A 23,389-nucleotide genomic window follows, 5' to 3' on the forward strand; every position below is an offset into this window, starting at 1 on the left:
TGATCCGACTGATAGATGTTTTGCCTTATTCTGCGAGCATTCTGGAGATAACCAGCCTTTGAATTTCTTGGGTGCCTTCGTAGATTTGCGTAATTTTCGCGTCGCGCATATAGCGTTCAACCGGATAATCCTTCGTATAGCCGTAGCCGCCGAAAATCTGCACAGCTTCGGTCGTCACCTTCATCGCCGTATCCCCCGCCAGCAGTTTGGACATAGCGGAGGCTTTTCCATACGGAAGGCCTGACGACTCCAGCCATGCGGCCTGGTAGGTCAGTAGCCTTGAAGCTTCTATCATTGTCGCCATATCTGCAAGTTTAAAAGCTATGCCCTGCTGCTCGGCAATCGATTTGCCGAACTGTTTTCTTTCTTTTGCGTATTGAAGCGCCGCATCAAGCGCTCCCTGAGCGATGCCAACAGCCTGCGCCGCAATGCCGTTTCTTCCTCCGTCAAGCGTCTTCATCGCGATTTTGAAGCCTTCTCCTTCTTCACCGAGACGATTTTCTGCGGGAACGACACAGTCTTCAAAGATGATCTCTGTTGTCGGAGAAGAACGGATGCCTAGTTTCTTTTCTTTCTTGCCTGTCAAAAATCCTTCAAAATCCTTTTCTACAATAAAAGCGGAAATGCCTTTTTTCTTTTTCTCAGCGTCAGTGACTGCAAACACAATATAAATATCAGCGGCGCCGCCGTTTGTGATAAACACTTTTGATCCGTTTAATACATAGTCATCACCGATTCGCTCAGCGGTTGTTTTCATCCCGCCGGCGTCTGAACCGGAGCCTGCTTCAGTCAAAGCGAAAGCCCCGATTTTCTGCCCAAGGGCCAGCTGTGTTAAGTACGCTGCCTTTTGTTCTTCCGTGCCAAATGCAAACAGCGGCCAGCCGCAAAGCGAGATATGGGCTGAAAGCGTCACGCCGGTGGAGGCACAGACTTTTGACAGTTCCTCCACCGCTATGACATAAGCCAGGTAGTCACTTCCGATTCCGCCGTAAGCTTCAGGCCACGGAATCCCTGTTAATCCTAAATCCGCCATTTCCCGAAACAGGTCACGATCGAAGCGTTCTTGTTCGTCACGTTCTGCCGCTGTCGGTGCAACCTCATGCTTCGCAAAATCACGAACCAATTTCCGAATCATTTCGTGTTCTTCTGTTAATGAAAAATTCATCGCTTCTCCCCCATTGTCATATCAGCGCCCAAGACAGATTGAGCCAGAAGCTCCGCGACGTCATACGTTTTGACACGATCTTCCGCTTCTTTTGCCTTTGTGCCGTCCCCAAGCATCGTGAGGCAGTACGGACAGCCGGAGCTGATTACCGACGGATTAACTGCCAGCGCTTGCTCTGTTCTGGCGACATTAATCCTGTTGCCTGACTCTTCCTCCATCCACATCAAGCCTCCGCCAGCTCCGCAGCACATGCCGGTTTCCCGGTTTCTCTCCATTTCAATAAGCCGCACACCCGGAATGGCTTTTAAAATCTCTCTCGGCGGATCATAGACTTCGTTGTACCGTCCCAAGTAACACGAGTCGTGGAAGGTGATCGTTTCATGAACTGGGTGCTGCGGTTTTAGTTTCCCGCTCTTCACCAGATCGGCCAGCACTTCCGTATGATGATACACTTCGCCTTCAAAGCCGAAATCAGGATATTCGTTTTTAAATAAATTGTATGCGTGCGGATCAATCGTAACGATTTTTTCCACATTATTTTTTTCAAATTCCGAGATATTCTTTTCGGCCAGTTCTTGAAATAAAAATTCATTTCCGAGGCGGCGCGGGGTATCCCCTGAATTTTTTTCTTTGTTGCCGAGGATCGCAAAGGTCACACCTGCTTGGTTCAGCAGTCTTGCAAAGGAGATGGCGATCTTTTGGCTTCTGTTGTCGTATGAACCCATGGAACCGACCCAAAAAAGATATTCGAATTCTTTTTCCTCTTTTTTTAATTCTTTTACTGTCGGAATATCGGCATCTGGGGCTGCGTCGCGCCAATTTTCACGTTCCTTGCGGTTGAGGCCCCACGGATTTCCCTGCCGCTCAATACTCGTCATCGCCCGCTGTGCGTCACTGTCCATTTTTCCTTCAGTCAGCACGAGATAGCGGCGAAGGTCAATGATTTTATCAACATGCTCGTTCATGACGGGGCACTGATCTTCACAGTTCCGGCAAGTGGTGCAGGCCCAAATTTCTTCTTCGGTAATGACATCGCCGATTAAGCTCGGACTGTAATCTAGCGCGGCGGCGGCTTCCTGTGATCCGCTCCCTGAGGCTGCCGCAGCCAGCTGGTTCCCTTTCGTATGCCGGAAAGCTGCAGCCGGCACCCATGGCGAGCGCGAAGTGACGGCAGCGCCTTTTTCTGTGAGGTGGTCCCTGAGGCGTAAAATTAAATCCATCGGCGACAGCATTTTTCCGGTGCCTGTCGCAGGGCACATATTGGTGCAGCGGCCGCACTCGACACACGCATACAGATCAATCAACTGGGACTGCCTGAAATCCTCAATTTTTCCCGCTCCGTAGCTTTCTTTCGTTTCGTCTGTAAAATCAATTTTTTCGAGCTTTCCGGGCGCTTCAAGCCTGTTGAAAAAGACGTTGGCAGGACCGGCAATTAAATGAGCGTGCTTTGACTGCGGCACATACACTAAAAAGCTCAGTAAAAACAGCAGATGCACCCACCATGCGATATAGAAAATCACCGCGGCGCCCGTCTCCCCGACGCCCCCAAGCAAAAACGCGATGCCTGAAGCGATCGGCTCGCTCCAAGAAAGCCCGTGATCATGCCAGATCAGATTCATTGCGTTCCCCAGTAAAACCGTCAGCATTAAACCGCCGATAAAAATGAGAACAAGTCCAGATTTAAAGCCTCGTTTCAGCCTGACGAGCTTTTCGATATAGCGTCTGTAAAATGCCCAGCCAACCGCAATTAAGATCAGAAACGTAACGATTTCCTGAAAAAAAGTGAAGGCGGGATAGATCGGGCCAAGCGGCAGATTTCGATCCGGGACCAGCCCTTTGATGATAAAGTCAATCGCTCCGAACTGAACCAATATAAAGCCGTAGAAAAACATGACGTGAATGATGCCGCTTTTCTTATCCTTGAGCAGTTTTTTCTGCCCGAATACATTCACCCATATGGCCTGAAGCCGTTCCTTGATCCGTTTATCGAACTGTTCCTTTTGGCCGAGCCTGATGTAAGCAAGCCTTGTTTTGACCAAATAGACAAACAAATAAACAGCGTAAGCGGTTACAATCAGAAATAATAATGCATTGACAATGAGAAAGCCGCTCATTCCAATTCCCCCTTTTTACTGATGAAGACCGTGATCCCCTGCCCCAAAATCTGTATAAGATTATCTTTATGATAAATAATGAATGAGTGTTCAGTCAATAATTAAATTCCTGCTGTTCGGGCACACTACTTACAACTACGGAAAGGAGTGCCGGGATGAAGGTATTTTTCGTGATTCTCATCATTGTCATCATACTATTAGCTTTAATCCTGCTGGATATCTTTATGGGCCGCGCCGCATACAGAAAGAAAGCGTACGAGCCTGTTTTTTCAAAAAAGAAAAGTGATATCGAATTGATTCACTGCGGCGCTGATCTTGTTGAACGAATGCTGGAAGATATACGCGATGCCGTCTCTTCCGTTCACGTGATGTTTTTCATTATGAAAAACGATGAGGTCAGCCACAATATGTTCACACTGCTGAAAACAAAAGCCCAGGCCGGCGTATCGGTTTATTTGCTTCTGGATTGGTCGGGCAGCCAAAAAATTAAAAAACCGGCGCTGGAGACAATGAAAAACGCCGGCGTTCACGTTCATTTTCTGAATCGGCCCCGTTTCCCTTATTTCTTTTTTCATATACAAAAACGAAATCACCGGAAAATTGCTGTGATGGATGGAAAAGTCGGCTATGTCGGCGGGTTTAACATTGGTGAGGAATACCTTGGGAAGAAGGCGAAGTTCGGCAATTGGGAGGATTATCATCTGCGTATGACGGGAGAAGGTGTCCGAGATCTTCAAACGCTTTTTACAGCCGACCTGAAACGAAATACCGGATCAGCCGAACTGGGTCCGGATGTTTGGCCTGAGCTTCCCCAAGGGAATATCCCTCATAAGATTTATGCGACTGACGGCTATTCTCTTGAAAAAACGTATTTGGCAAATATCTCACAGGCGAAACAGCGCATTACGATTTGCACGCCATATTATATTCCGACTAAACCGCTTCAGCAGGCCTTGGTCAAAGCAAGAAAAAACGGTGTAGACGTTACATTGATTGTGCCGATGAAATCAGATCACCCGCTGGTCAGAGAAGCTGCTTTTACATATTATTCGGACCTGCTGGATGCCGGCTGTCTCATCTACCGTTTTTACCAAGGGTTTTATCATGTGAAAGCCTTGATCATTGACGATCACTTCAGCATCATCGGCACAGCCAATTTTGATCAGCGCAGCCTGTTTTTAAATGAAGAGGTAAACGTTGAAATTGATGATGTTGCATTTACAAAAGAAGTCTATGCCACGATTGAAGAGGATATTAAAAAGTCGGAGCTGCTGACAAAAGAAAATTTCAAAAAGCGCACGTTCAGGCAGCGACCGGCGGAATGGCTCGGTAAAGCATTATCTTATTTTTTATAAAGGAGAGTTCCTATGATTTTCAGATTCGGGTTCGTCTCAAATGCGATGAGCCTTTGGGATGCGTCTCCCGCCAAAACACTGACATTCGCCCGTTATTCAAAGCTGCCCGAGGATGAGAGAAAAGAAGCCCTTTTGGCTGTGACGAAAGCCAACTTGCGCAATACCACGAGAACCCTTCACTATATCATCGGCCACGATATTCCATTGTACCGTTTTTCCAGCTCAATTGTGCCGCTGGCCACTCATCCTGACGTGATGTGGGACTTTGTGACGCCGTTTCGCAAGGAGTTCCGTGAGATTGGAGAGCTCGTGAAAAAATACAATCTGCGCACAAGCTTTCATCCTAACCAGTTTACCCTGTTTACTAGCCCTAAAGAATCCATTACAGCAAATGCAGTAACCGATATGGCTTATCACTACCGCATGCTTGAAGCGATGGGGATTGCAGACCGCTCAGTTATCAACATCCATATCGGCGGCGCTTACGGAAACAAAGAAAACGCTCTGAAACAATTTCATCAAAACATGAAAATGCTTCCGAAAGAGATCAAACAGCGGATGACGCTGGAAAATGACGATAAAACGTACACCACGGAAGAGACGCTTCAGGTCTGTGAACAAGAGAATGTTCCGTTTGTCTTTGATTTTCATCATTTTTACGCAAACTCGGATGATCATGCAGACCTGAATGAAGCACTGCCCCGGATGATCAACACATGGCAGCGGATCGGATTGCAGCCGAAGGTCCATCTTTCCTCTCCAAAATCGGAGCAAGCGGTGCGCAGCCATGCGGAATATGTAGACGCCAACTTCTTGCTGCCGCTTTTGGAGCGCTTCAGGCAATGGGGAACCAATATTGATTTTATGATCGAGGCGAAACAGAAGGACAAGGCGCTTCTCCGGCTGATGGATGAATTGAGCTCAATCCGCGGCGTGAAACGGATTGGCGGCGGCACTCTGCAATGGAAATCATAAGTGTGCAAAAACAGGTTTACAGTTTGTACACATTGGGAACATACGCTATATAAGACAAGAATCAATGGAGGAGAAAGAACATGAAAAACATCAAGTCTCTAAAAGTAGCCGCACAGGCATTTACTTTAAGAAATTTGATTCACCTATATAAAATGTGCCATTCCGGAAGCCACGAGGTTTATATTTACTCAAAGAAAACGATGTGCAAAATCAAAAGCTTAATCGAGCTGGAAACGTTCCGTATGGCTCATAATGAAAAAGAATATCTGATTGTGGTTGAAGGAACAAAAGCGTCTCAGCTGGTTGAAAAGTTTCAGAATATGATTGAGCCCGCTGAGAGAGAAGCGCTCTAACTTACATAAAAAAGGATAGACAGTGATGTCTATCCTTTTTCTTATGCTCGTTTATAATGCAGCTGCGCCGCCTGTCCGAATCGTTTCATATCGGTTAAACGCAGCTTTGTTTCGGTATTTTGTTCATGAAACAGCGGAATGCCGCTCCCCAATACAACCGGGATGACAGTGATGATGTATTCGTCGATGGCATCCTCTTTCATAAAGGTATTCACCAGCTCTGCCCCGCCCGCGATCCAGATATTTAAGCCTTTTTGCTGTTTTAAGCGGCCGGTGAACGCTTTGATGTCTTCATCGATAAACGTCACGTGTTTATCATGATAGCTTTCGGGCGTTTCTGTAAACACGTAGCATGTTTTATCCTGATACGGAAAATCGGGTGTGAGAATTTTGATGTGTTCGTATGTGCTCCGCCCTAAAATGACGGTATCAACAGTCTGATAAAATTCACTGTACCCGTTATCACCCTCGCCTTCAAATTCATCCAGCCAGTCGACGCTCCCATCCTCTCTCGCGATCATCCCGTCTAACGAAACAGCTATGTACAGCACATTTTTTCTATCCATACTCTCCTCCTATTGCTGCACCATCTCTCCGAACTGTGCATGATGCAGTCTGCTGTAAATACCGCCGGCTTCGATCAGTTCCTGATGCCGCCCTTGTTCCTCGATACCGTTTTTTGTCACGACGACAATTCTGTCCGCGTGTTTGATCGTCGCCAGTCTGTGGGCGATCACCAGCGTCGTGCGCCCCTCCGACAATTCTTGAAGCGCCTTTTGGATCGCCGCTTCTGTTTCCGTATCAAGGGCGGAAGTTGCCTCGTCCAGAATCAGGATAGATGGATTTTTCAAGAACATCCTCGCAATTGAAAGGCGCTGCTTTTGCCCGCCGGAAAGTTTTACGCCGCGTTCTCCGATGACAGTGTCCAATCCATCCGGCATGTTATTGACGAGTTCTTCTAAGTGAGCCTGCTTCACAGCCTGCCAGATTTCCTCTTCTGATGCGTCCAAACGGCCATATGCAATATTCTCTCTCAGTGTGCCCGAGAATAAGAAAACGTCCTGCTGCACAACGCCAATCTGCCCGCGCAAGGAAGACAGCGTCATGTCTTTAGTGCTGATGCCGTCAATGGTAATGTCGCCTTCTGACGCTTCATAAAAGCGCGGAAGCAGACTGCAAAGTGTTGATTTCCCCGCTCCGGACGGACCGACAAACGCTACCGTTTCCCCCGCCCGAATGGTCAGGTTAATGTCATGAAGGACATGTTGATTCTCATCATAGCCAAACGAAACATGCTGATAGCGGATATCACCTTTCAGTCCGGAAACGTCTCTCGCCTCAGGAGAATCCTGAATATCCGGCTCCGTCTCCATCAGTTCCATGTAGCTTTTAAAGCCGGCAATTCCCCGCGGATACATTTCAATAATGGCGTTAATTTTGTCAATCGGCCGAAACAGGACATTCGTTAATAGCACAAACGCCACAAATTCTCCGTATGACAAGGAGCCTCGGATGACAAACCACGTACCGCACAAGAGGACAAACAGCGTGACAAACCGTGTCAGCATATAGCTGATGGAGCCGTTTTTCGCCATGATTTTATATGATGACAGCTTAGTGATGCGGAATCGCTGATTGTTGACAGCGAAGCGCTCTTTTTCAAACGATTCATTGCCGAACGCCTGAACGAGCCGGATGCCGCCGATATTATTTTCTACCCGCGCACTGAAGTCTCCGATATCCTTGTTCAGCGTCGTAAACGCTTTGGTCATTTTTTTATTGAAGTAAAGCGCAAGCCAAATGACAATCGGCATGATAATAAACGTCAGCAATGCCAGCTGCCAGTTGATAAACAGCATAACCCCGAACGCCCCGAGAATCGTCATAATGGCGATGAACAAATCTTCTGGACCGTGATGGGCGACTTCGCCTATGTACATTAAGTCGTTCGTCAGCTTCGACATTAACGTTCCCGTCTTGTTGTTGTCGTAAAATTTGAAGGAAAGCTTTTGAAGATGGTCAAATAGCGACTTTCTCATATCGGTTTCGATATTGATTCCGAGCATATGCCCCCAATATGTGACGACATATTGAAGAGCCGAGCTGAGCGCGTAAACCGCGAACAATCCGATTGAGGTCGCGATGATCAGGCCCCAGTCTCTCCCCGGAAGCAAGGTATCAATAAAATAATTGACGATTAAAGGAAAACTCAGCTCCATTAAGCCTCCTGCGATCGCCGAGAAAAAGTCTAGAAAGAACAATGTTTTATATGGTTTATAATACGCAAAAAATTGCCGCAGCACCCTATCTTCCCCCAATGCATTAATAACTGATAAGATTTCTCAATTATACTATACACTGGCTGTTTTGAAAGACAGTATTTCTTTTTTCTTACAGAACACTTGAAAAGAGACGGGCAACTGATTCCTTTGTCCGGTCGGCCATTCCTCTTTTATAAAAGCCGACAGGGCTAAGCTTCTCACTTTCCAGCATATCCTCTTCGAAATGGTCTTCCAAGGTGCGGATCGCTTCGGCATCCGTGAAAAAAACGTTCACTTCAAAATTGAGCTGAAAGCTGCGCATATCCATATTTGCGGTTCCGACTGAGGCGAGATCGCCGTCAATGATTATCACTTTTTGGTGCATGAAGCCTTTTTGATAGGAATACACCTCAATCCCTTCTAGAAGCAGCTCAGGGAAATACGATCTCGACGCGTATTGCGTTAAAAAGCTGTCATTCGTCTCCGGCACCATAATCCGCACCTGAACCCCTTTTGTCGCGGCGGCTTTCAAAGCCGTGCGGATGGATTCATTCGGGACAAAATAAGGCGTGGCGATCCACACAGATTTCTGCGCTGTAGAAATCATTTCATAGTAGAGGTCACTCATGCTTTCCTTCATGTCAGGCCCTGTCGCGACAATTTGATAAATGCCTCCTCCCTCCACGGGGACTGGCGTATTGTATTCTTTTTGATCAATTAACACTTCATTAGAGACATATTCCCAATCCAGCATAAAGATGGCGTGAAGCGTTTGCACAATTTCTCCTTCCAGCCGCAGATGAGTGTCTCTCCAAAAACCGATAATCGGGTCTCGGCTGATATATTCCTTCCCGACATTCAATCCGCCGACAAAGCCGATTTTCCCGTCTATGATCACGATTTTACGGTGATTTCGAAAATTCAATTTCTGATTGAAGAACCCGTATTTCAGCGGAGAAAAAGGAACGATGTCCACGCCCGCTTTTTTCATTTTCATAATATCTCTTCCTGCCAATTTGATGCTGCCCGCAGCGTCATATAAAAACCGCACCTCGACACCCTGTCGCGCCTTTTCCATCATAATCTCCATCATGCCGCGGCCAAGCATGTCCGATTTGAACATGTAGTATTCGATATGCAGATAAGATTCCGCTTTCCGCATTGCTTTGAAAATATCAGGAAAGGTTTCTTCCCCGTTTTTCAAAACCTTCACCCTGCTTTTCGTGTTGATATTCATATGTGAAGCCCTGATGGAATAGGTAAAAAATCTTTCTTGATTGTCCTTCAATCCGGTCACTTCAGGCGTTTCCTCCATGTCAAACTGCTTTCGAAGCTTCTCCCTGTTGTACATTCGTTTTGTTTTAAACAGCTTTCCTTTTACATACAGCTGTCCGGAAAACAGATAAAACATGTAGCCCGCGATCGGAAAAAAGACTAGAATATGTATCCATAACAGCGTGTGCTGTGACGTTCGATTTTCAAGGATTAACGAATAAATGCTGAACAAAATAATGCCGGCATAGCAAAGCAATCCTCCGTAAAACTCAAGCCTGGAAACCGGAAAAACCCATATGACGTATGCCCCGATGAGCATGATATATAAAAAGAAAAACTCCAGTCTCCTTTTCAGCATTTGTCCCCTCTCCATTCCGATCCGATTACCTTCGTATTTCCTCTTATTTCTAACCTTTAAACCTTTCTATGAAAAAAGCCTCTCCGCACACGGGGCGGAAAGGCTTACGAGGAGGCTTCCTGTGATTGGCCGGAAGTAAAGTTCTTGAGCAAATCTGGCTTCAGCGAGTAGCTGCTTTTGATTTTATGCTTAAAGAAGCCGACAGCCAATCCCGTGATGGCAATGGACAGGATGGAGCAGAGGCCTTTTTGCAAACCGACGGAAAAAATGCCGGCCAGCACAACGGTGAAATCGAAGGCGAAATTAACCGTCCCCGGATTCCACCCGTATCGCTTTTGCATAAATAAAGCGAGAATATTGGCGCCGCCAAGAGATGCCTGATAATAAAACATGAGCGACAGGCCGAACCCGATCAATGCTCCGCCGCAAATCGCGCCGGCAAACGGGGAAAAAGAGACGGGCGGAAGCCAGTGATCGACGCTTGTAAAAAAAGTCAGTGCTGTTACTGCAAATATGGTGGATAAAGTGAAGCTGGCACCCATTCTGATAAAAGAAAAGACATAAAACGGGATATTAATCAGAAAGAAGATAATAGCAAACGAGGAATGAAACACGTACGTCAGGCTTAGAGAAAGGCCGGCTGTGCCGCCGGTTAATACATGAGAATGTCTGAGAGTCAGAACCCCGGCGCTAGTGATGAAGCAGGCAGTTAAAATGAGGAACATCCGTTTCATTCTTCACTCTCCCTTTTTTCGAACATATTGTTATTTCCAAATACAAAAATACCAGTATTCCTTGCCGCCAAGCAATTGTCTTGTAAGAAAATATCTTAGGTTTTTATTTTTTCCTATAATGTGAAGAGAAGATGAGAAATCCCCCTTTTTGGCAAAGGGGGATGGTTTTACGGATGCTGTATGTGTCGTTTCGAACGCTTGCGATATACGACATAGCTGCGGGTCAGGTATTTGAGCGGCAGGCTGAACACGTGAACCAATCTCGTAAATGGCCACATGATAAAAATGACGTATCCCATGAGAATATGAAGCTTAAACCATAGCGGAACACTCTCCATTAAAGAAGCGTCCGGCCTCAACAAAAAGATCTGCCTGAACCACGGCCCGACTGTTGTCCGGTAATCGAACCCTTTCGAATCAACGTTGAGAAATGTGGCTGCAACGCCCGAGACCATCACAAACAGCAGCAAAAACAGCGTGAGAAAATCGGAGGGCGAGCTGGTTTTGCGGATCCTTTTGTCAAACAGCCTTCTGTATGTCAGGATGAAAAGTCCAATTACTGCAGCAATTCCCGCCGGCAAACCGACGCCAATCGCCATTTTGTGATACACGTGTTCTGTGATGCCGATTGCACGATACACACCTTCGGGGATGAGAATGCCCATAACGTGTCCGCCGATAACAAACAGCATCCCCCAATGAAAGAGCGTGCTGCCCGCTGCAAGCTTTTTCTTTTCTAACAGTTCGCTTGATTTGGCGGTCCAGCCAAACTGGTCGTGCTGATAGCGGTAAATATGCCCGCCGATAAATATCGTCAATACCATATACGGCATGATGACCCACAGGATCTGCCCGCTCATGTCCGAACAGCTCCTTCGCTGCTTTCACACAAGCCGATTTCCTCAAGCGCGGTAAGCAGTGCATCCAGCAGTACGGCATATAAACTTTGGTTTTGATCTAAACGGGATGTCAGCTCCCGCAAATTAGACAGATACTTCTCAAATATGCTCTTGGCTTCCTTCATCTCCGCAATGGCGGCGAATTCCAGCATAAGCGGCAGGTAATCGGGAAGCTCTTTGTCTGTCGGGAGGAAACCGGATTGCTCATATGTGTTCTTTAACTGCAGCAATTCAATGCCGCGTTCCCTTTGCTCGCCTGAGTTAAAGTAGGTGACATACATATTCGTTTTTTTCCCGAAGTCAAACGTGTATACATAATGTTCAATCAGGGCCTGCTGGGAAAAACATGCTGATGACTTTACAAAGTGAAGGAGTTTCTCCCGGATATGCTGATTTTCGATTTCATTGATCAGATCTTCCCATTCGGGATGTTCCGCTCTCCACTCTTCATCCGGATACGAAAGAAGATAAGAAAGAGCCGAGAATGTGATTTGCCGGTCTGTGGTGTTCATCGTGTTACACCTCATTTTTCTTTGGTTATATACAAGAGCCGGGACCGCCTGAAAATGATAAGCCGCAGCTCCCTTGTTCAGCGTATAAATCAGAAATGTCTTCACGGTGGCTGCTCGGAATCACAAATCGGTCATCGTATTTGGCGATCGCAAGCAGCCGATACATGTCTTCAATTTGCTGTTCTGTTAAGCCGACACTGGAGATCAGTGCCGGGTCGATGGATTTATTCGTCTGGACCGCTCTCATATACTGGCGCATGACAGACATTTTCTTTAATGTGGACCGAATATGATTTGTATCACCGGCCGTTAATAGCTGCGCCAAATAGTCAATCGGAATCCTCATTTGGTCGATAGCCGGAAAAATGTCTTCCGCTGTTTGCCGGCTTCCCTCTCCTTCAAAGAGATTCATGATCGGACTCAAAGGAGGAATGTACCAAACCATCGGCAATGTCCGATATTCCGGATGAAGCGGCAGGGCGATTTTCCAGTCGATGATCATCTTATAAATGGGCGATTGCTGTGCAGCCTCTATCCATTCTGTCGGGATGCCCTGTTCTTTTGCTTGTTTAGCAACCTCGGGATCATTCGGATCAAGAAACACTTCCAATTGAGAATGATAGAGATCCTTTTCATTTTCTGCAGATGCCGCTTCCTCCACCTTATCCGCGTCATACAGCATGACGCCCAAATAACGGATTCTCCCCACACATGTCTCTGAACAGATGGTCGGCAGTCCCGCCTCCAAACGCGGAAAGCAGAGTGTGCATTTTTCCGCTTTGTTCGTTTGCCAGTTAAAATAGACTTTTTTATAAGGACAGGATGAAACACAGTATCTCCATGAACGGCAGGCATTTTGATCCACGAGCACAATGCCGTCTTCCTCGCGTTTATACATGGCGCCGGACGGGCAGGACGAGACACATGCCGGGTTGATGCAGTGCTCGCAGATGCGCGGAAGATACATCATAAAGACTTCATCGAATTCTGTTTTGATAGACTCCTCCATCTTTTGAACGTTCGGATCTTCAAGTCCCGTAATGTGGCCGCCCGCCAGATCATCCTCCCAGTTCGGCCCCCATTCAATATTCATAAAATCTCCTGTCAGCGACGATTTTGGCCGCGCTACGGGCTGATGTTTTTTCTGCGGACTGTTAGTCAGCGTTTCATAATCATAGTTCCAAGGCTCGTAGTAATCATCAATGGTTGGCTGATTCGGATTATAGAAAAGATTTGCAAGACGGTTGGTTTTCGGGCCTGATTTCAGCTCGAGCTTTCCTTTTTTTAAGGTCCAGCCGCCTTTATATTTGTCCTGATCCTCCCATTGCTTCGGATAGCCGATACCTGGCTTTGTTTCTACATTATTGAAATACATATATTCGGCACCGGAACGGTTTGTCCATGTATTTTTGCAGGTCACGCTGCACGTGTGGCAGCCGATGCATTTATCTAAGTTCATGACCATTCCGATTTGCGCTTTAATCTTCAAGCCAATCGACCTCCTTCAGCTTGCGGATGACCACATTCAGATCGCGCTGATTCCCCGTAGGGCCATAGTAGTTAAAGCCGTAGCTGAGCTGGGCATAGCCGCCGATCATCTGTGTCGGCTTGACGTGAATTCTTGTCGGACTGTTATGGGTGCCTCCGCGGTTATTGGTCAGTTTTGTGCCGGGCACGTTGATGTGGCGGTCTTGGGCATGGTGCATAAACGCCATTCCTTTTGGTATCCGGTGAGACAGAACCGCTCTGGCTACGACAACACCATTTCGGTTAAAGCATTCAATCCAATCGTTGTCTTTGATATCCGTATCTGCCGCATCATCTTTATTCATCCATACTGTCGGCCCGCCGCGGAATAGCGTAAGCATCGGCAGGGAATCAAAATACATGCTGTGCACGGACCATTTATTATGCGGCGTTAAATAATTGAGAACGATTTCTTTGCCCTCTTGATCTGGCCGTTTGCTTAAGAAAGGGCGATGCTGGAGGATCGGTTTAAAGGTCGCCATCGTTTCCCCGAACTCCATCATCAGCTCATGATCGACATAATAGGATTGTCTGCCTGTCAGCGTACGCCAAGGGATTAATTTTTCCACATTTGTCGTAAACGGCGAATACCTGCGCCCGCCTTTTTCCGAGCCTGTAAATGCCGGAGATGTGATCACCGTTTTGGGCTGAGCCGTGATTTGTTCGAACGTAAAGCATTCTTCCTCCCGCTCTTCAGCCAGATCTTTCAGCTTCAGATTGGTGATATCTTCAAGTGATTCCCATGCTTTTACGGCAACTTTTCCATTCGACGTGGACGAAAGGGTTAAAACGGCTTCTGCCGCCTGCTTGGCCTCGCTTATATTCGGACATCCCTTTGCGACACTGTCTGAGGTGACTTCTCCCAGCCTTTTTTTGAGTGATTCGTATTCATCGGCAATCGACCAGCTCATGCCTTTTGTTCCGCTTGGTTTTAAGGCGGCGTTTGGGCCGAGCGCGGTCATTTTATGAAAGATTTGTTTGTAGTCCCTTTCAACGACTTGAATGTTCGGCATTGTTTTCCCCGGGACGGCTTCGCATTCGCCTTTGCTCCAGTCCTTGATTTTTCCGAGAGGCTGCGCCATTTCCTGCATCGTGTCATGGAGGAGCGGTGCGGCGACAGCTTCTTTTACCGGCTTCATATCAACTTCTTCCGCGAGATCGGAGACGGCTTTTGATAAAGCCTTGAAAATATCCCAGTCCGACTTCGATTCCCAAGGAGCCGAAATAGCCGGGGCAAAGGGGTGGATAAACGGATGCATATCAGTGCTGCTGAGATCGTGTTTTTCATACCATGTCGCCGCCGGAAGCACGATATCGGAATACAAGGCGGTACCGGCCATTCGGAAATCGAGATTGATTAACAAATCGAGCTTTCCTTCCGGTGCCTGCTCGCGCCACTTGATTTCTTCAGGACGGATACTGTCGCTGTCGTCATTCATCAAGCCGTTCGTCGTTCCCAAAAGATGCTTGAGAAAATATTCATGCCCTTTTCCCGAACTGGAGATCAGATTCGCCCTCCACACGAACAGGTTTCTCGGAAAATTCGCTTCATTGTCAGGATCTTCAATGGCAAATTTCAGTTTTTTCTCTTGAAGCTGGCGGGCCACATAGTCAGCAACGTCTTTTGTTGTCTTCGCTCCCGCTTTTTCAGCTTCTTTGTACAGGTCAATTCCGTTTTTATCAAATGTCGGATAAGACGGAAGCCACCCGAGTCTTGCCGCCAGCACATTGTAGTCGGCGTGATGCTTGTAGCGGGAGGATGCCGCGATCGGAGATGCTAAGTCACTGACCGGCTGATCCTCGTAGCGCCACTGGTCAGTCGCAAAATAGAAAAAGGAAGTGCCGTTTTGCAGCTTTGGCGCCCCCTCCCAATCCTTAGCGTTGGCGATCGTCTGCCAGCCTTCAGCAGGACGGAGTTTTTCCTGTCCCACATAATGAGCCCAGCCTCCGCCGTTTACGCCTTGGGCGCCTACCAGTAAAACAAGATTTAACACCGCCCGGTAGATCGTGTCTGAGTTGAACCAGTGGTTGATCCCCGCTCCTACGATAATCATGGACCGGCCCTCTGTATCGATCGCATTTTGAGCAAATTCCCTGGCAATGTTAATGACCATCTCTTTTTTGATCCCTGTCACCTGCTCCTGCCAGGCTGGCGTAAACGGCTCAGGATCGTCATACGAGCAGGCTGATTTTGCCCCGATCCCCCGATTCACGCCGTAGTTAGCCAAAATCAAGTCAAATACGGTTGTGACATACACATCCTCATTGTCCAGCGCCAGTTTTTTTATAGGCAGATCTCGCTCAAGCACTCTGTTCCCCTCATTTGAGAAATAAGGGATTCGAACCGTGCCGATTTCGTCCTCTATGCCGAGCACCGAAAGCCGGGGTTCAATCGATTCGCCTGTTTCTTCATCTATCATGTGCAGGTTCCATTTCTTTTGGCCGTCCCAGCGGGAGCCCATTGTTCCTTGCGGGATCGCGAATGCGCTTGTACGTTCATTCCACACCGCAGGCTTCCACTGATCATGCTCTGTCTGCCGCCCGATGTCCTTTGCATGAAGAAAACGCCCGGCCGTATACACGCCATCCTCTTTAGTTAGAGTGACAAAGAACGGGAAATCCGTATATTGCTTTGCATACTCTATGAAACGCTCTGTCTTCTGATTAACGTAAAACTCCTGCAGGATCACATGACCCATCGCCATCGCAAGCGCGCCGTCTGTTCCTTGGCGGATGCTCAGCCAGTCATCTGCAAATTTAGAGGATTCCGCGAAATCCGGGCTAATTGAGATGACCTTAGCGCCTTTATAGCGGGCTTCTGCCAAAAAATGCGCATCCGGCGTCCTCGTTAACGGCACATTGGAGCCCCATGTGATGATATAGCCTGAGTTGTACCAATCACTGCTTTCCGGGACGTCTGTCTGGTCGCCCCAGATTTGCGGGGATGCCGGGGGAAGATCCGCATACCAATCATAGAAACTGAGCATAGGGCCGCCAATCAAAGACATAAACCGCGAGCCTGACGCATGGCTGATCATAGACATAGCCGGAATCGGAGAAAACCCGATATTCCGGTCAGGGCCGTATGTTATAACCGTATACAGCAAAGAAGCAGAAATCAGCTTCAGCACCTCCGGCCATTCAGCGCGCACAAAGCCGCCCTTTCCCCGCGCCTGTTTATAGGACTTCGCTTTATCCGGATTTTCAACGATCGATTTCCATGCTTCCAAAGGGTTTTGATGAGCCTGCAATGCTTCCCGCCACAAATTGATCAGCACACTGCGCACGTATGGGTATTTCACACGGAGCGGGCTGTAAATATACCATGAAAAACTGGCCCCCCGCGGACAGCCTCTCGGTTCGAAATCAGGCATATCCGGGCCTGTTGAAGGATAATTCAAATTTTGACCCTCCCACGTGACGATGCCGTTTTTCACGTATATATTCCAGCTGCAGGACCCTGTGCAGTTGACACCGTGGGTGGAGCGGACGACCTTATCGTACTGCCATCTGTTTCTGTATACATTCTCCCAATCACGATCTTCATAGGTTGTTTGGCTATGTTTATTTGATTGATGCTCAATAGGAGAGAAATAGTTTAATCTCCTAAACAACGGACTCATTTTCTTTTTTTTCATGAATATTTCACTCCTTCCGAGTCAGGTATTCTAAATTCACTATATACAGAGGCAGGATGTTTCCTTGTGAACTATGTCACACACTCCCCTTTTTTCACAGAAAGTTCACATGAGGAAGAAGGAATGGAAATACCGAACAAAAAACCCGGTTCCTTTTAGGAATCGGGCTCAGCGTTTTCGTCCTGAGATCTATGCATGTATCGCAAAAACAGCTCATAAGAGAAAAAGACATTTTGCTGGAGCATCACCAGAAAATTCATCTGCAGCTGCGGATAATAGGACATGATTTTCTTTAATATGTAAAAAGGGATATTGAGCATAAGAATGTCTTCGGATGTTCGGACTGAAATGAATGGAGATAAGAACATCCCGCCTTTTTGATCAATGGGAAACACATCGCCTTTTTCCCAAAGCGCCACGGTTTGCGACCCTTCAGGCAGCCTGCTGTCAATAAAACGAATACTGCCTTTTAATACAATATAAATGGATTGAGAATGGAGAAAAGATGGATCCTGATCACATGAACCGCGGATAAACGTCCCGTTATTCAGCAATGTTTCGACAATGGATAGAGGCACTTCATTAAACATAGGAAGTTGTTTCAAAAAAAATAAATAGTCACACTGATTCATAGGGAAGCCTCCTGTGCTAAGGATACCTTTAGTGTAGCCCGGCCGATCCATGACAGCAGTGATGTATTTCACAGTGATATGATGAATGTCACTTATTGGCGGTATTTTTGCTTTTATAATGAAACAAGAAAGGAGTGTTTCGATGAAGGCGCTAATTCCAAAGCAGCACGGCGCTTGGGTCATGCTGCTGATTCCGTTTTGCCTCGGTATGGTGAAGGGAGGAGCGGTTCTTTGGCATATCCCCCTATTTTCAGGCTGGCTTTTTCTTTATTTAGCTGTTTATCCTGTTACGCTGGCATTAAAAAAGAAACAAATCAACCCCTATCAAAAGTGGATATTTTCTTACAGTTTTCCAGCCTGCAGCTTTTTGCTTGCCGCTGTCATCCATAAGCCGTCTTTTATCTGGCTTGCCTTTTCTTTGCTGCCGCTGTTTCTCATTCATGTGTATTATGCCCGGCAAAAAAATGAACGAGCGCTGCTGAATGATTTTGCGGGCGTCTTATTCTTTTGTACAGGCGGACTCGCCAGCTGCTGGCTGGGGACGGAGACTCTTGACGGCTGGGCATGGTTTATTTTCACACAATCTGCTTTGTTTTTTATCGGAAGTTCATTTTATGTGAAGTCGGTGATCCGGGAGAAGAATAATAGAGTATTTGCTTACTGGTCGTGGGGCTATCACCTGATCCTCCCCTTACTTTCCGCAGCTCTCGGAGGTGGATGGGCCGTTCTCGCCTTTATCCCCAGCAGTTTGCGTGCATGGTTTTTTCATGGAAAGAAGTGGCCTGTTCAAACGATCGGCATTCTTGAAATCGTCAATGCGTGCTTCTTTTTCGCCATCATGTGTATTTGGCTAACAAGATAAAAACAAGGACACATTGCTGTCCTTGTTTCCTCTTAATCAATATTGCAAATCTCTAACGGGCAATTTTCGCACTCAATCTCACACCGTAAATAGTCCCGCTGATGCAGTACAATCTTTCCGGAATCCTCTATTGAAATAACCCCTTGTTTGCGGAGATCACCCAGCATGCGGTTGACGCTCTCTCTTGCAGCCGCGCAAAATTTCGCCAAATCCTGGTTTGTCAGGGCAATGTTAATGAGAATGCCGTCACTCCGGTTCACCCCATAGCTGTTTGACAAGCGGATGAGGGTGGAGTAGAGCGCCCCTTTTTTGCCATGAAGAAGAAGGTCTCTGATTTTGGATTGAATTTTGCGCAAATGGGTGCTCATCCATTTCATAAATTCAAATGTCAAAGCACCGTTGTGGATAAGTTCCTTTTCAAGTCTGCTTTTATTGATGACGAGCACTTCGCCATCCTCCAGCACTTTTGCACTGAGCATATATCTCGGTTCTTCTGTGAAAAGTGTTAATTCACCGACAATATCATTTTTTTGGCAGATTCTAAGCGTCAGGTCTTTGCCGTCAGCCGTCAGCTTCCCGATTTCAATGAGTCCTGACTGAATCAGATAAAGCTCTTCTGCATCCATTCCTTCTCGAAACAGGTATGTGTGTTTTTCGATTTTTCTTTTTGTGCTGATGGATTCCAGCAATTGATGAAGATCACTGGAAATAAGATCCTTATCAGATGTTCGAACAGAGAGAAAATTCATGAGCTCACCTCGAAGAAAAGTCACGTTGTGTATCTATTGTAACGTGAAATCATTTGCGCTTTTCAGAAAAAACTTACAATCTCGTGAATTCCCCAATCGCCGGCGGCCCGTCAGTTTACGCTGGGCCCGCTTCTCTCTGTATGTGTTTTCATTCTTTCCTGCCAATACATCCATATGACAATGACAAAGCTTGCTAACGCGACTTCCGAAAGCGCCATAAATCCGATGGCGTATTGTCCCGTCGCCTGAAATACACTCGCCAGGATCAGCGGAGGGAAAAAGCCGCCTAATCCGCCCATGGCAGACACAACTCCGTTGGCGATTCCCGCCTGCTTAGAAAAATAGAAAGGAACCAGTTTAAAAACCGTCCCGTTTCCAATCCCGGAGCACACCGCAACCGTTAACGCCCCAAAGGCGTAAATGCCGATCGTCGGCGAAAACGACAGGATGACGCCCGATAATGTCAGGCCAGCAAAGACAAACATCAGGATGCGGAGCGGACTCACTTTATCAGCCAGCCACCCGCCCGCCGGCCTGAGCAGCGTGGATACAGCAATAAAACCTGCCGTCCGCATCCCGGCATCCGCAGGACTCAGATCAAACTGCTCAACAAGAAAGTTTGGCAGATAGATTGTAAAAGCGACAAAGGCGCCAAACGTAATAAAATAAAAGAGACTCAGAAACCACAGCACATGATTTCGGTAAACGGCTTTGATTTGAGTCTTTACGGACACCTTCACTTTCTTCTCATGCCGGTCACCGAAGAAAAAGTGCAGCAAAGCAAATAAAGCCAGCAGAACCATATAGATTTGCACTGTACTTTTCCACCCCGCCGTTTGAGCAATCACGGGAGCTGCAAATGTAGTGATCGCGGTTCCGATATTCCCGGCACCGTAAATACCGTTTACAACGCCATGTTTTTCTTTAGGATAGTACTTCGGAAGAGATGTAACCCCAATGGAAAAAACGGCTCCCCCAATCCCTAAGAAAAAACCGCCCGCGATTAAATCAAACAGGGAATCTGCCATACTGATCCAAAATACAGGGAATAAAAGCAATATAAAGCTAATCATAAAAATGATCCGCGCGCCAAACCTGTTGGTCAAATACCCCAGCGGAATGCGGAGAAGCGATCCTAATATAACGGGTATGGCCGTTACCAGGGAGATTTCGCCTTTGCTCAAATGAATATCTAATGTGATTTGGGAAATAAGTGACGAAATCAGCACCCAAACCATAAACCCTGCCACCAAGCTTAATGACTGCAGCGATAATTGAAAGTGTTGACGGTTAATCATTCGGCTTGCCCCTTTCACTGATTCAATAATCAGCCTTATCATACAAAAACTCGGCGAAGAAGATTGTGAACTATATCACACGATTTTTTAACAAAAAAAGGACAAAGCCCTCTGGCTTTGTCCTTTCAGCTTGATTACATTTTTTCAGGAGCCGATACGCCGATCAATTGAAGCGCGTTGTTCAGCGTGATTTGCGTTGCTTTCATTAAAGCTAAGCGCGCACGGCTTTTCTCTTCGTTTTCAGGGTCGATGACTTTCTCCGCATTGTAGAAGCTGTGCAGAGCTGAAGCCAAGTCATAAATATAATTCGTCACACGGTGCGGAATTCGTTTTTCCGCCGCTTCCGCCACTGCCTCTGGGAAACCGCCGATTGTTTTCAGCAGATCATATTCTTTTTCTGATTGAATAGGGCTGAAATCAAGGTCTGCCGCCGGCTTAAGTCCTTGCTCTTCCCCTTGGCGAAGCATGCTGCAAATGCGCGCATGTGCGTATTGCGCATAATACACAGGGTTTTCGTTAGATGTTGATACAGCAAGATCCAAGTCAAAATCCATATGCGTATCAGCGCTGCGCATCGCGAAGAAATAACGCACGGCATCAAGGCCGACTTCGTCAATCAGGTCGCGCATCGTTACCGCTTTCCCCGTCCGTTTGCTCATTTTCATTTTCTCGCCGTTTTTGTAAAGGTGCACGAGCTGAATGATTTCTACTTCCAACGTTCCTTTTTCATAGCCAAGCGCTTCGATTGCCGCTTTCATACGCGGGATGTAGCCGTGGTGGTCGGCGCCCCATACGTTGACCAGCTTATCAAAGCCGCGGTCAAGCTTGTCCTTATGGTAGGCGATATCAGGAAGCAGGTATGTGTATGTGCCGTCCTTTTTGATCAGTACGCGGTCTTTGTCATCTCCGAACGTTGTGGAACGGAACCAAGTCGCACCGTCTTCCTCATAGACATGGCCTTTCTCACGCAGCGCGTCCAGCGCCTTATCGATTTTTCCGTTTTGGTACAGTGATGTTTCAGAATACCACACGTCAAACGGCACGCGGAAGTTTTCCAAGTCTACGCGAAGCTTCTCCAGCTCGTATTTCAAACCGTACTCACGGAAAAATGCGAGGCGTTCGCTTTCTTCTTCGTTGACGAAACGGTCGCCGTATTCCTCAGCGAGACGCTTTCCGATTGAAATGATATCCTCACCGCGGTAGCCGTCCTCCGGCATCGGTTTTTCCAGTCCAAGCGCTTCAAAGTAACGGACTTCTACAGAAAGCGCCAGGTTGTTAATCTGGTTTCCGGCATCGTTAATGTAGTATTCGCGGCTCACATCGTAACCCGCTTTTGCAAGCACATTGCACAAGGAATCGCCGACAGCCGCACCGCGCGCGTGGCCTAAGTGAAGGTCCCCCGTCGGATTTGCAGATACGAATTCCACTTGAACGCGTTCGCCGTTTCCGATGTTTGTTTCTCCATACGCGTCTCCCGCTTCCAATACAGACGGGATCAGCTTCGTTAAATATTGATTGTTCATATAGAAATTGATAAAACCAGGACCGGCGATATCAAGCTTTTCAATAGAAGCCTTTCCTTTATCAAAAGAAGCGACAATTTCCTCAGCGATTTGGCGCGGCGCTTTTTTCGCGATTCTCGCGAGCTGCATCGCCATATTTGTTGAATAATCGCCGTGTGTTTTATCCTTCGGTGTTTCTAAAATGACATTTGGAATCTGGCTTTCTTCAGCCAGTCCCGCTTTCAGAACGGCTGCTCTGATTTCTTCTTTCAGCACGTCCTTCATTTGTTCCGCAATGTTCATGCGTGAGTTCCTCCCTCATACGTGATCGTCATATTATGTAAATGCTGCTGCTCGTCTCCGACATGCATATCATATGCGATACTGATACGGCCTTGTTCTTCGCCGAGATCAGATTGAATCGATTTTGTGCTCGTTTTCAGCTCAAGCTCACCAAATGACATTTTATATTTGGCGATTGTGGAAGCTCCAGTTACGAAACGCTGGTTCATTTTGACAGCACCTGATCTCATGACAAGCACTTCGCCTTCGCTTACTTTTACAATCGTTTTCACTTTGCCTAAGTCGTGTTCTTCATAATAAGATAGATACACTTTATTCTGTTTCACATAGTAAAATCCGGTAGTGCGGAATTCGATCACTTCTTCGTTTCCGTCATCCTCGATTACAGATTTCACATGGATTGTTATCGGTGTCTCTTGCTTCATTCTGACACGTCCTTTTCATCTTTCCACTTTGACTTGAATAGTATAATCATTCGGTTTGTAAACTTCAACTGCTTCTATCTTACCATCATTGCTCATCAGATTTGAAGATAAACCTCAGAAAAAGCAATTCCTTTATAGAAGAGAAAATCATACCACTGATTACCTTTAGGAAATATTACATTTTTCCGAATTCTACCGTTTACAATTCACATTTTCTTCAAAATATATGTATTGAAATGGTAATTTGATAGTTTTAATATAAAAGTACATCAAAGATCTGCTAGAAAAACAAAAAAAGGGAGGATTCAATTATGAAAAAAGCTGTCATTGTAGAAAACAAAGGTTGCGCGACATGTTCAATCGGAGCCGCTTGTTTAGTGGACGGACCTATCCCTGATTTTGAAATTGCCGGTGCAACAGGTCTATTCGGTCTCTGGGGATAAGGTTCTCCG

20 protein-coding genes are annotated in these 23,389 nt (G+C 46.8%); 5 read left to right on the forward strand and 15 right to left on the reverse strand.

Annotated elements, in window-relative coordinates; all coding sequences use genetic code 11:
* Positions 1-25: 25 nt before the first annotated feature.
* Together acdA and NSS75_RS20005 are read right to left on the reverse strand one after the other, a co-directional pair.
* Positions 26-1,165, reverse strand: a complete 1,140-nt coding sequence (gene acdA / locus NSS75_RS20000) for an acyl-CoA dehydrogenase AcdA (RefSeq protein ID WP_059292344.1) — start codon at positions 1,163-1,165, stop codon at positions 26-28.
* Positions 1,162-3,279, reverse strand: a complete 2,118-nt coding sequence (locus NSS75_RS20005) for a heterodisulfide reductase-related iron-sulfur binding cluster (RefSeq protein WP_024123194.1) — start codon at positions 3,277-3,279, stop codon at positions 1,162-1,164. The genes acdA and NSS75_RS20005 overlap by 4 nt, the downstream gene beginning before the upstream one ends.
* A gap of 155 nt (positions 3,280-3,434) precedes the next feature.
* On the opposite strand from NSS75_RS20005, the gene cls (NSS75_RS20010) reads away from it, so the two are divergent.
* From cls (NSS75_RS20010) to NSS75_RS20020, 3 genes are all read left to right on the forward strand, one after another.
* On the forward strand, positions 3,435-4,634 hold the full coding sequence (gene cls / locus NSS75_RS20010; RefSeq protein ID WP_216393962.1) for a cardiolipin synthase: 1,200 nt from the start codon (positions 3,435-3,437) through the stop codon (positions 4,632-4,634).
* Positions 4,635-4,646: 12 nt separating this feature from the next.
* Positions 4,647-5,609, forward strand: coding sequence for a UV DNA damage repair endonuclease UvsE (gene uvsE, locus NSS75_RS20015; RefSeq protein WP_198098131.1), 963 nt, complete (start codon positions 4,647-4,649; stop codon positions 5,607-5,609).
* 80 nt (positions 5,610-5,689) lie between these two features.
* The gene (locus NSS75_RS20020) at positions 5,690-5,962 is read left to right on the forward strand and encodes a hypothetical protein (RefSeq protein ID WP_010332264.1); all 273 of its coding nucleotides are present in this window, start codon (positions 5,690-5,692) and stop codon (positions 5,960-5,962) included.
* A gap of 41 nt (positions 5,963-6,003) precedes the next feature.
* Here NSS75_RS20020 and NSS75_RS20025 read toward each other — a convergent pair whose 3' ends face one another.
* The 9 genes from NSS75_RS20025 to NSS75_RS20065 form a co-directional block, all read right to left on the reverse strand.
* Complete coding sequence (locus tag NSS75_RS20025) at positions 6,004-6,528, reverse strand: dihydrofolate reductase family protein (RefSeq protein ID WP_213418092.1); 525 nt, start codon at positions 6,526-6,528, stop codon at positions 6,004-6,006.
* A 9-nt stretch (positions 6,529-6,537) separates the two neighbouring features.
* Positions 6,538-8,265, reverse strand: coding sequence for an ABC transporter ATP-binding protein (locus tag NSS75_RS20030; protein ID WP_095712801.1), 1,728 nt, complete (start codon positions 8,263-8,265; stop codon positions 6,538-6,540).
* Between the two features lie 88 nt (positions 8,266-8,353).
* Positions 8,354-9,856 carry a cardiolipin synthase gene (cls, locus tag NSS75_RS20035; protein WP_103671867.1) on the reverse strand — a complete coding sequence of 501 codons (1,503 nt, stop codon included), beginning with the start codon at positions 9,854-9,856 and terminating at the stop codon, positions 8,354-8,356.
* 104 nt (positions 9,857-9,960) lie between these two features.
* Positions 9,961-10,590 (reverse strand): YitT family protein, encoded by a 630-nt coding sequence (locus NSS75_RS20040; RefSeq protein ID WP_339234644.1) that lies wholly within the window; start codon positions 10,588-10,590, stop codon positions 9,961-9,963.
* Positions 10,591-10,757: 167 nt separating this feature from the next.
* The gene (narI, locus tag NSS75_RS20045; RefSeq protein ID WP_101859809.1) at positions 10,758-11,450 is read right to left on the reverse strand and encodes a respiratory nitrate reductase subunit gamma; all 693 of its coding nucleotides are present in this window, start codon (positions 11,448-11,450) and stop codon (positions 10,758-10,760) included.
* The gene (narJ, locus tag NSS75_RS20050; RefSeq protein ID WP_127696384.1) at positions 11,447-12,001 is read right to left on the reverse strand and encodes a nitrate reductase molybdenum cofactor assembly chaperone; all 555 of its coding nucleotides are present in this window, start codon (positions 11,999-12,001) and stop codon (positions 11,447-11,449) included. The genes narI and narJ overlap by 4 nt, the downstream gene beginning before the upstream one ends.
* Before the next feature lie 25 nt (positions 12,002-12,026).
* Positions 12,027-13,490, reverse strand: coding sequence for a nitrate reductase subunit beta (narH, locus tag NSS75_RS20055; protein WP_024123204.1), 1,464 nt, complete (start codon positions 13,488-13,490; stop codon positions 12,027-12,029).
* Positions 13,480-17,166, reverse strand: coding sequence for a nitrate reductase subunit alpha (locus NSS75_RS20060; protein ID WP_216393963.1), 3,687 nt, complete (start codon positions 17,164-17,166; stop codon positions 13,480-13,482). Before NSS75_RS20060 ends, narH begins: the two co-directional genes overlap by 11 nt.
* A gap of 155 nt (positions 17,167-17,321) precedes the next feature.
* The gene (locus NSS75_RS20065) at positions 17,322-17,798 is read right to left on the reverse strand and encodes a Crp/Fnr family transcriptional regulator (protein WP_024123206.1); all 477 of its coding nucleotides are present in this window, start codon (positions 17,796-17,798) and stop codon (positions 17,322-17,324) included.
* Positions 17,799-17,940: 142 nt separating this feature from the next.
* Between NSS75_RS20065 and NSS75_RS20070 the strand changes: the two genes are divergently transcribed.
* Complete coding sequence (locus tag NSS75_RS20070; RefSeq protein WP_216393964.1) at positions 17,941-18,660, forward strand: YwiC-like family protein; 720 nt, start codon at positions 17,941-17,943, stop codon at positions 18,658-18,660.
* Between the two features lie 32 nt (positions 18,661-18,692).
* On the opposite strand, the gene NSS75_RS20075 is transcribed toward NSS75_RS20070, so the two are convergent.
* The 4 genes from NSS75_RS20075 to NSS75_RS20090 all read right to left on the reverse strand — a co-directional run bounded on the left by NSS75_RS20075 (position 18,693) and on the right by NSS75_RS20090 (position 22,937).
* Entirely contained in the window at positions 18,693-19,409 is a 717-nt protein-coding gene (locus NSS75_RS20075) for a Crp/Fnr family transcriptional regulator (protein ID WP_101864901.1), read from the reverse strand.
* A 110-nt stretch (positions 19,410-19,519) separates the two neighbouring features.
* On the reverse strand, positions 19,520-20,707 hold the full coding sequence (locus NSS75_RS20080; RefSeq protein WP_339234655.1) for a nitrate/nitrite transporter: 1,188 nt from the start codon (positions 20,705-20,707) through the stop codon (positions 19,520-19,522).
* A 134-nt stretch (positions 20,708-20,841) separates the two neighbouring features.
* Positions 20,842-22,512 (reverse strand): arginine--tRNA ligase, encoded by a 1,671-nt coding sequence (argS, locus tag NSS75_RS20085; RefSeq protein ID WP_024123210.1) that lies wholly within the window; start codon positions 22,510-22,512, stop codon positions 20,842-20,844.
* Positions 22,509-22,937, reverse strand: a complete 429-nt coding sequence (locus NSS75_RS20090) for a DUF1934 domain-containing protein (protein WP_024123211.1) — start codon at positions 22,935-22,937, stop codon at positions 22,509-22,511. Before NSS75_RS20090 ends, argS begins: the two co-directional genes overlap by 4 nt.
* 311 nt (positions 22,938-23,248) lie before the next feature.
* Between NSS75_RS20090 and sboA the strand changes: the two genes are divergently transcribed.
* The gene (gene sboA / locus NSS75_RS20095) at positions 23,249-23,380 is read left to right on the forward strand and encodes a subtilosin A (protein WP_003222002.1); all 132 of its coding nucleotides are present in this window, start codon (positions 23,249-23,251) and stop codon (positions 23,378-23,380) included.
* Positions 23,381-23,389 lie beyond the last annotated feature (9 nt).

The organism is Bacillus sp. FSL K6-1012 (assembly GCF_037964915.1).
Classification (GTDB): Bacteria; Bacillota; Bacilli; order Bacillales; family Bacillaceae; genus Bacillus; species Bacillus halotolerans.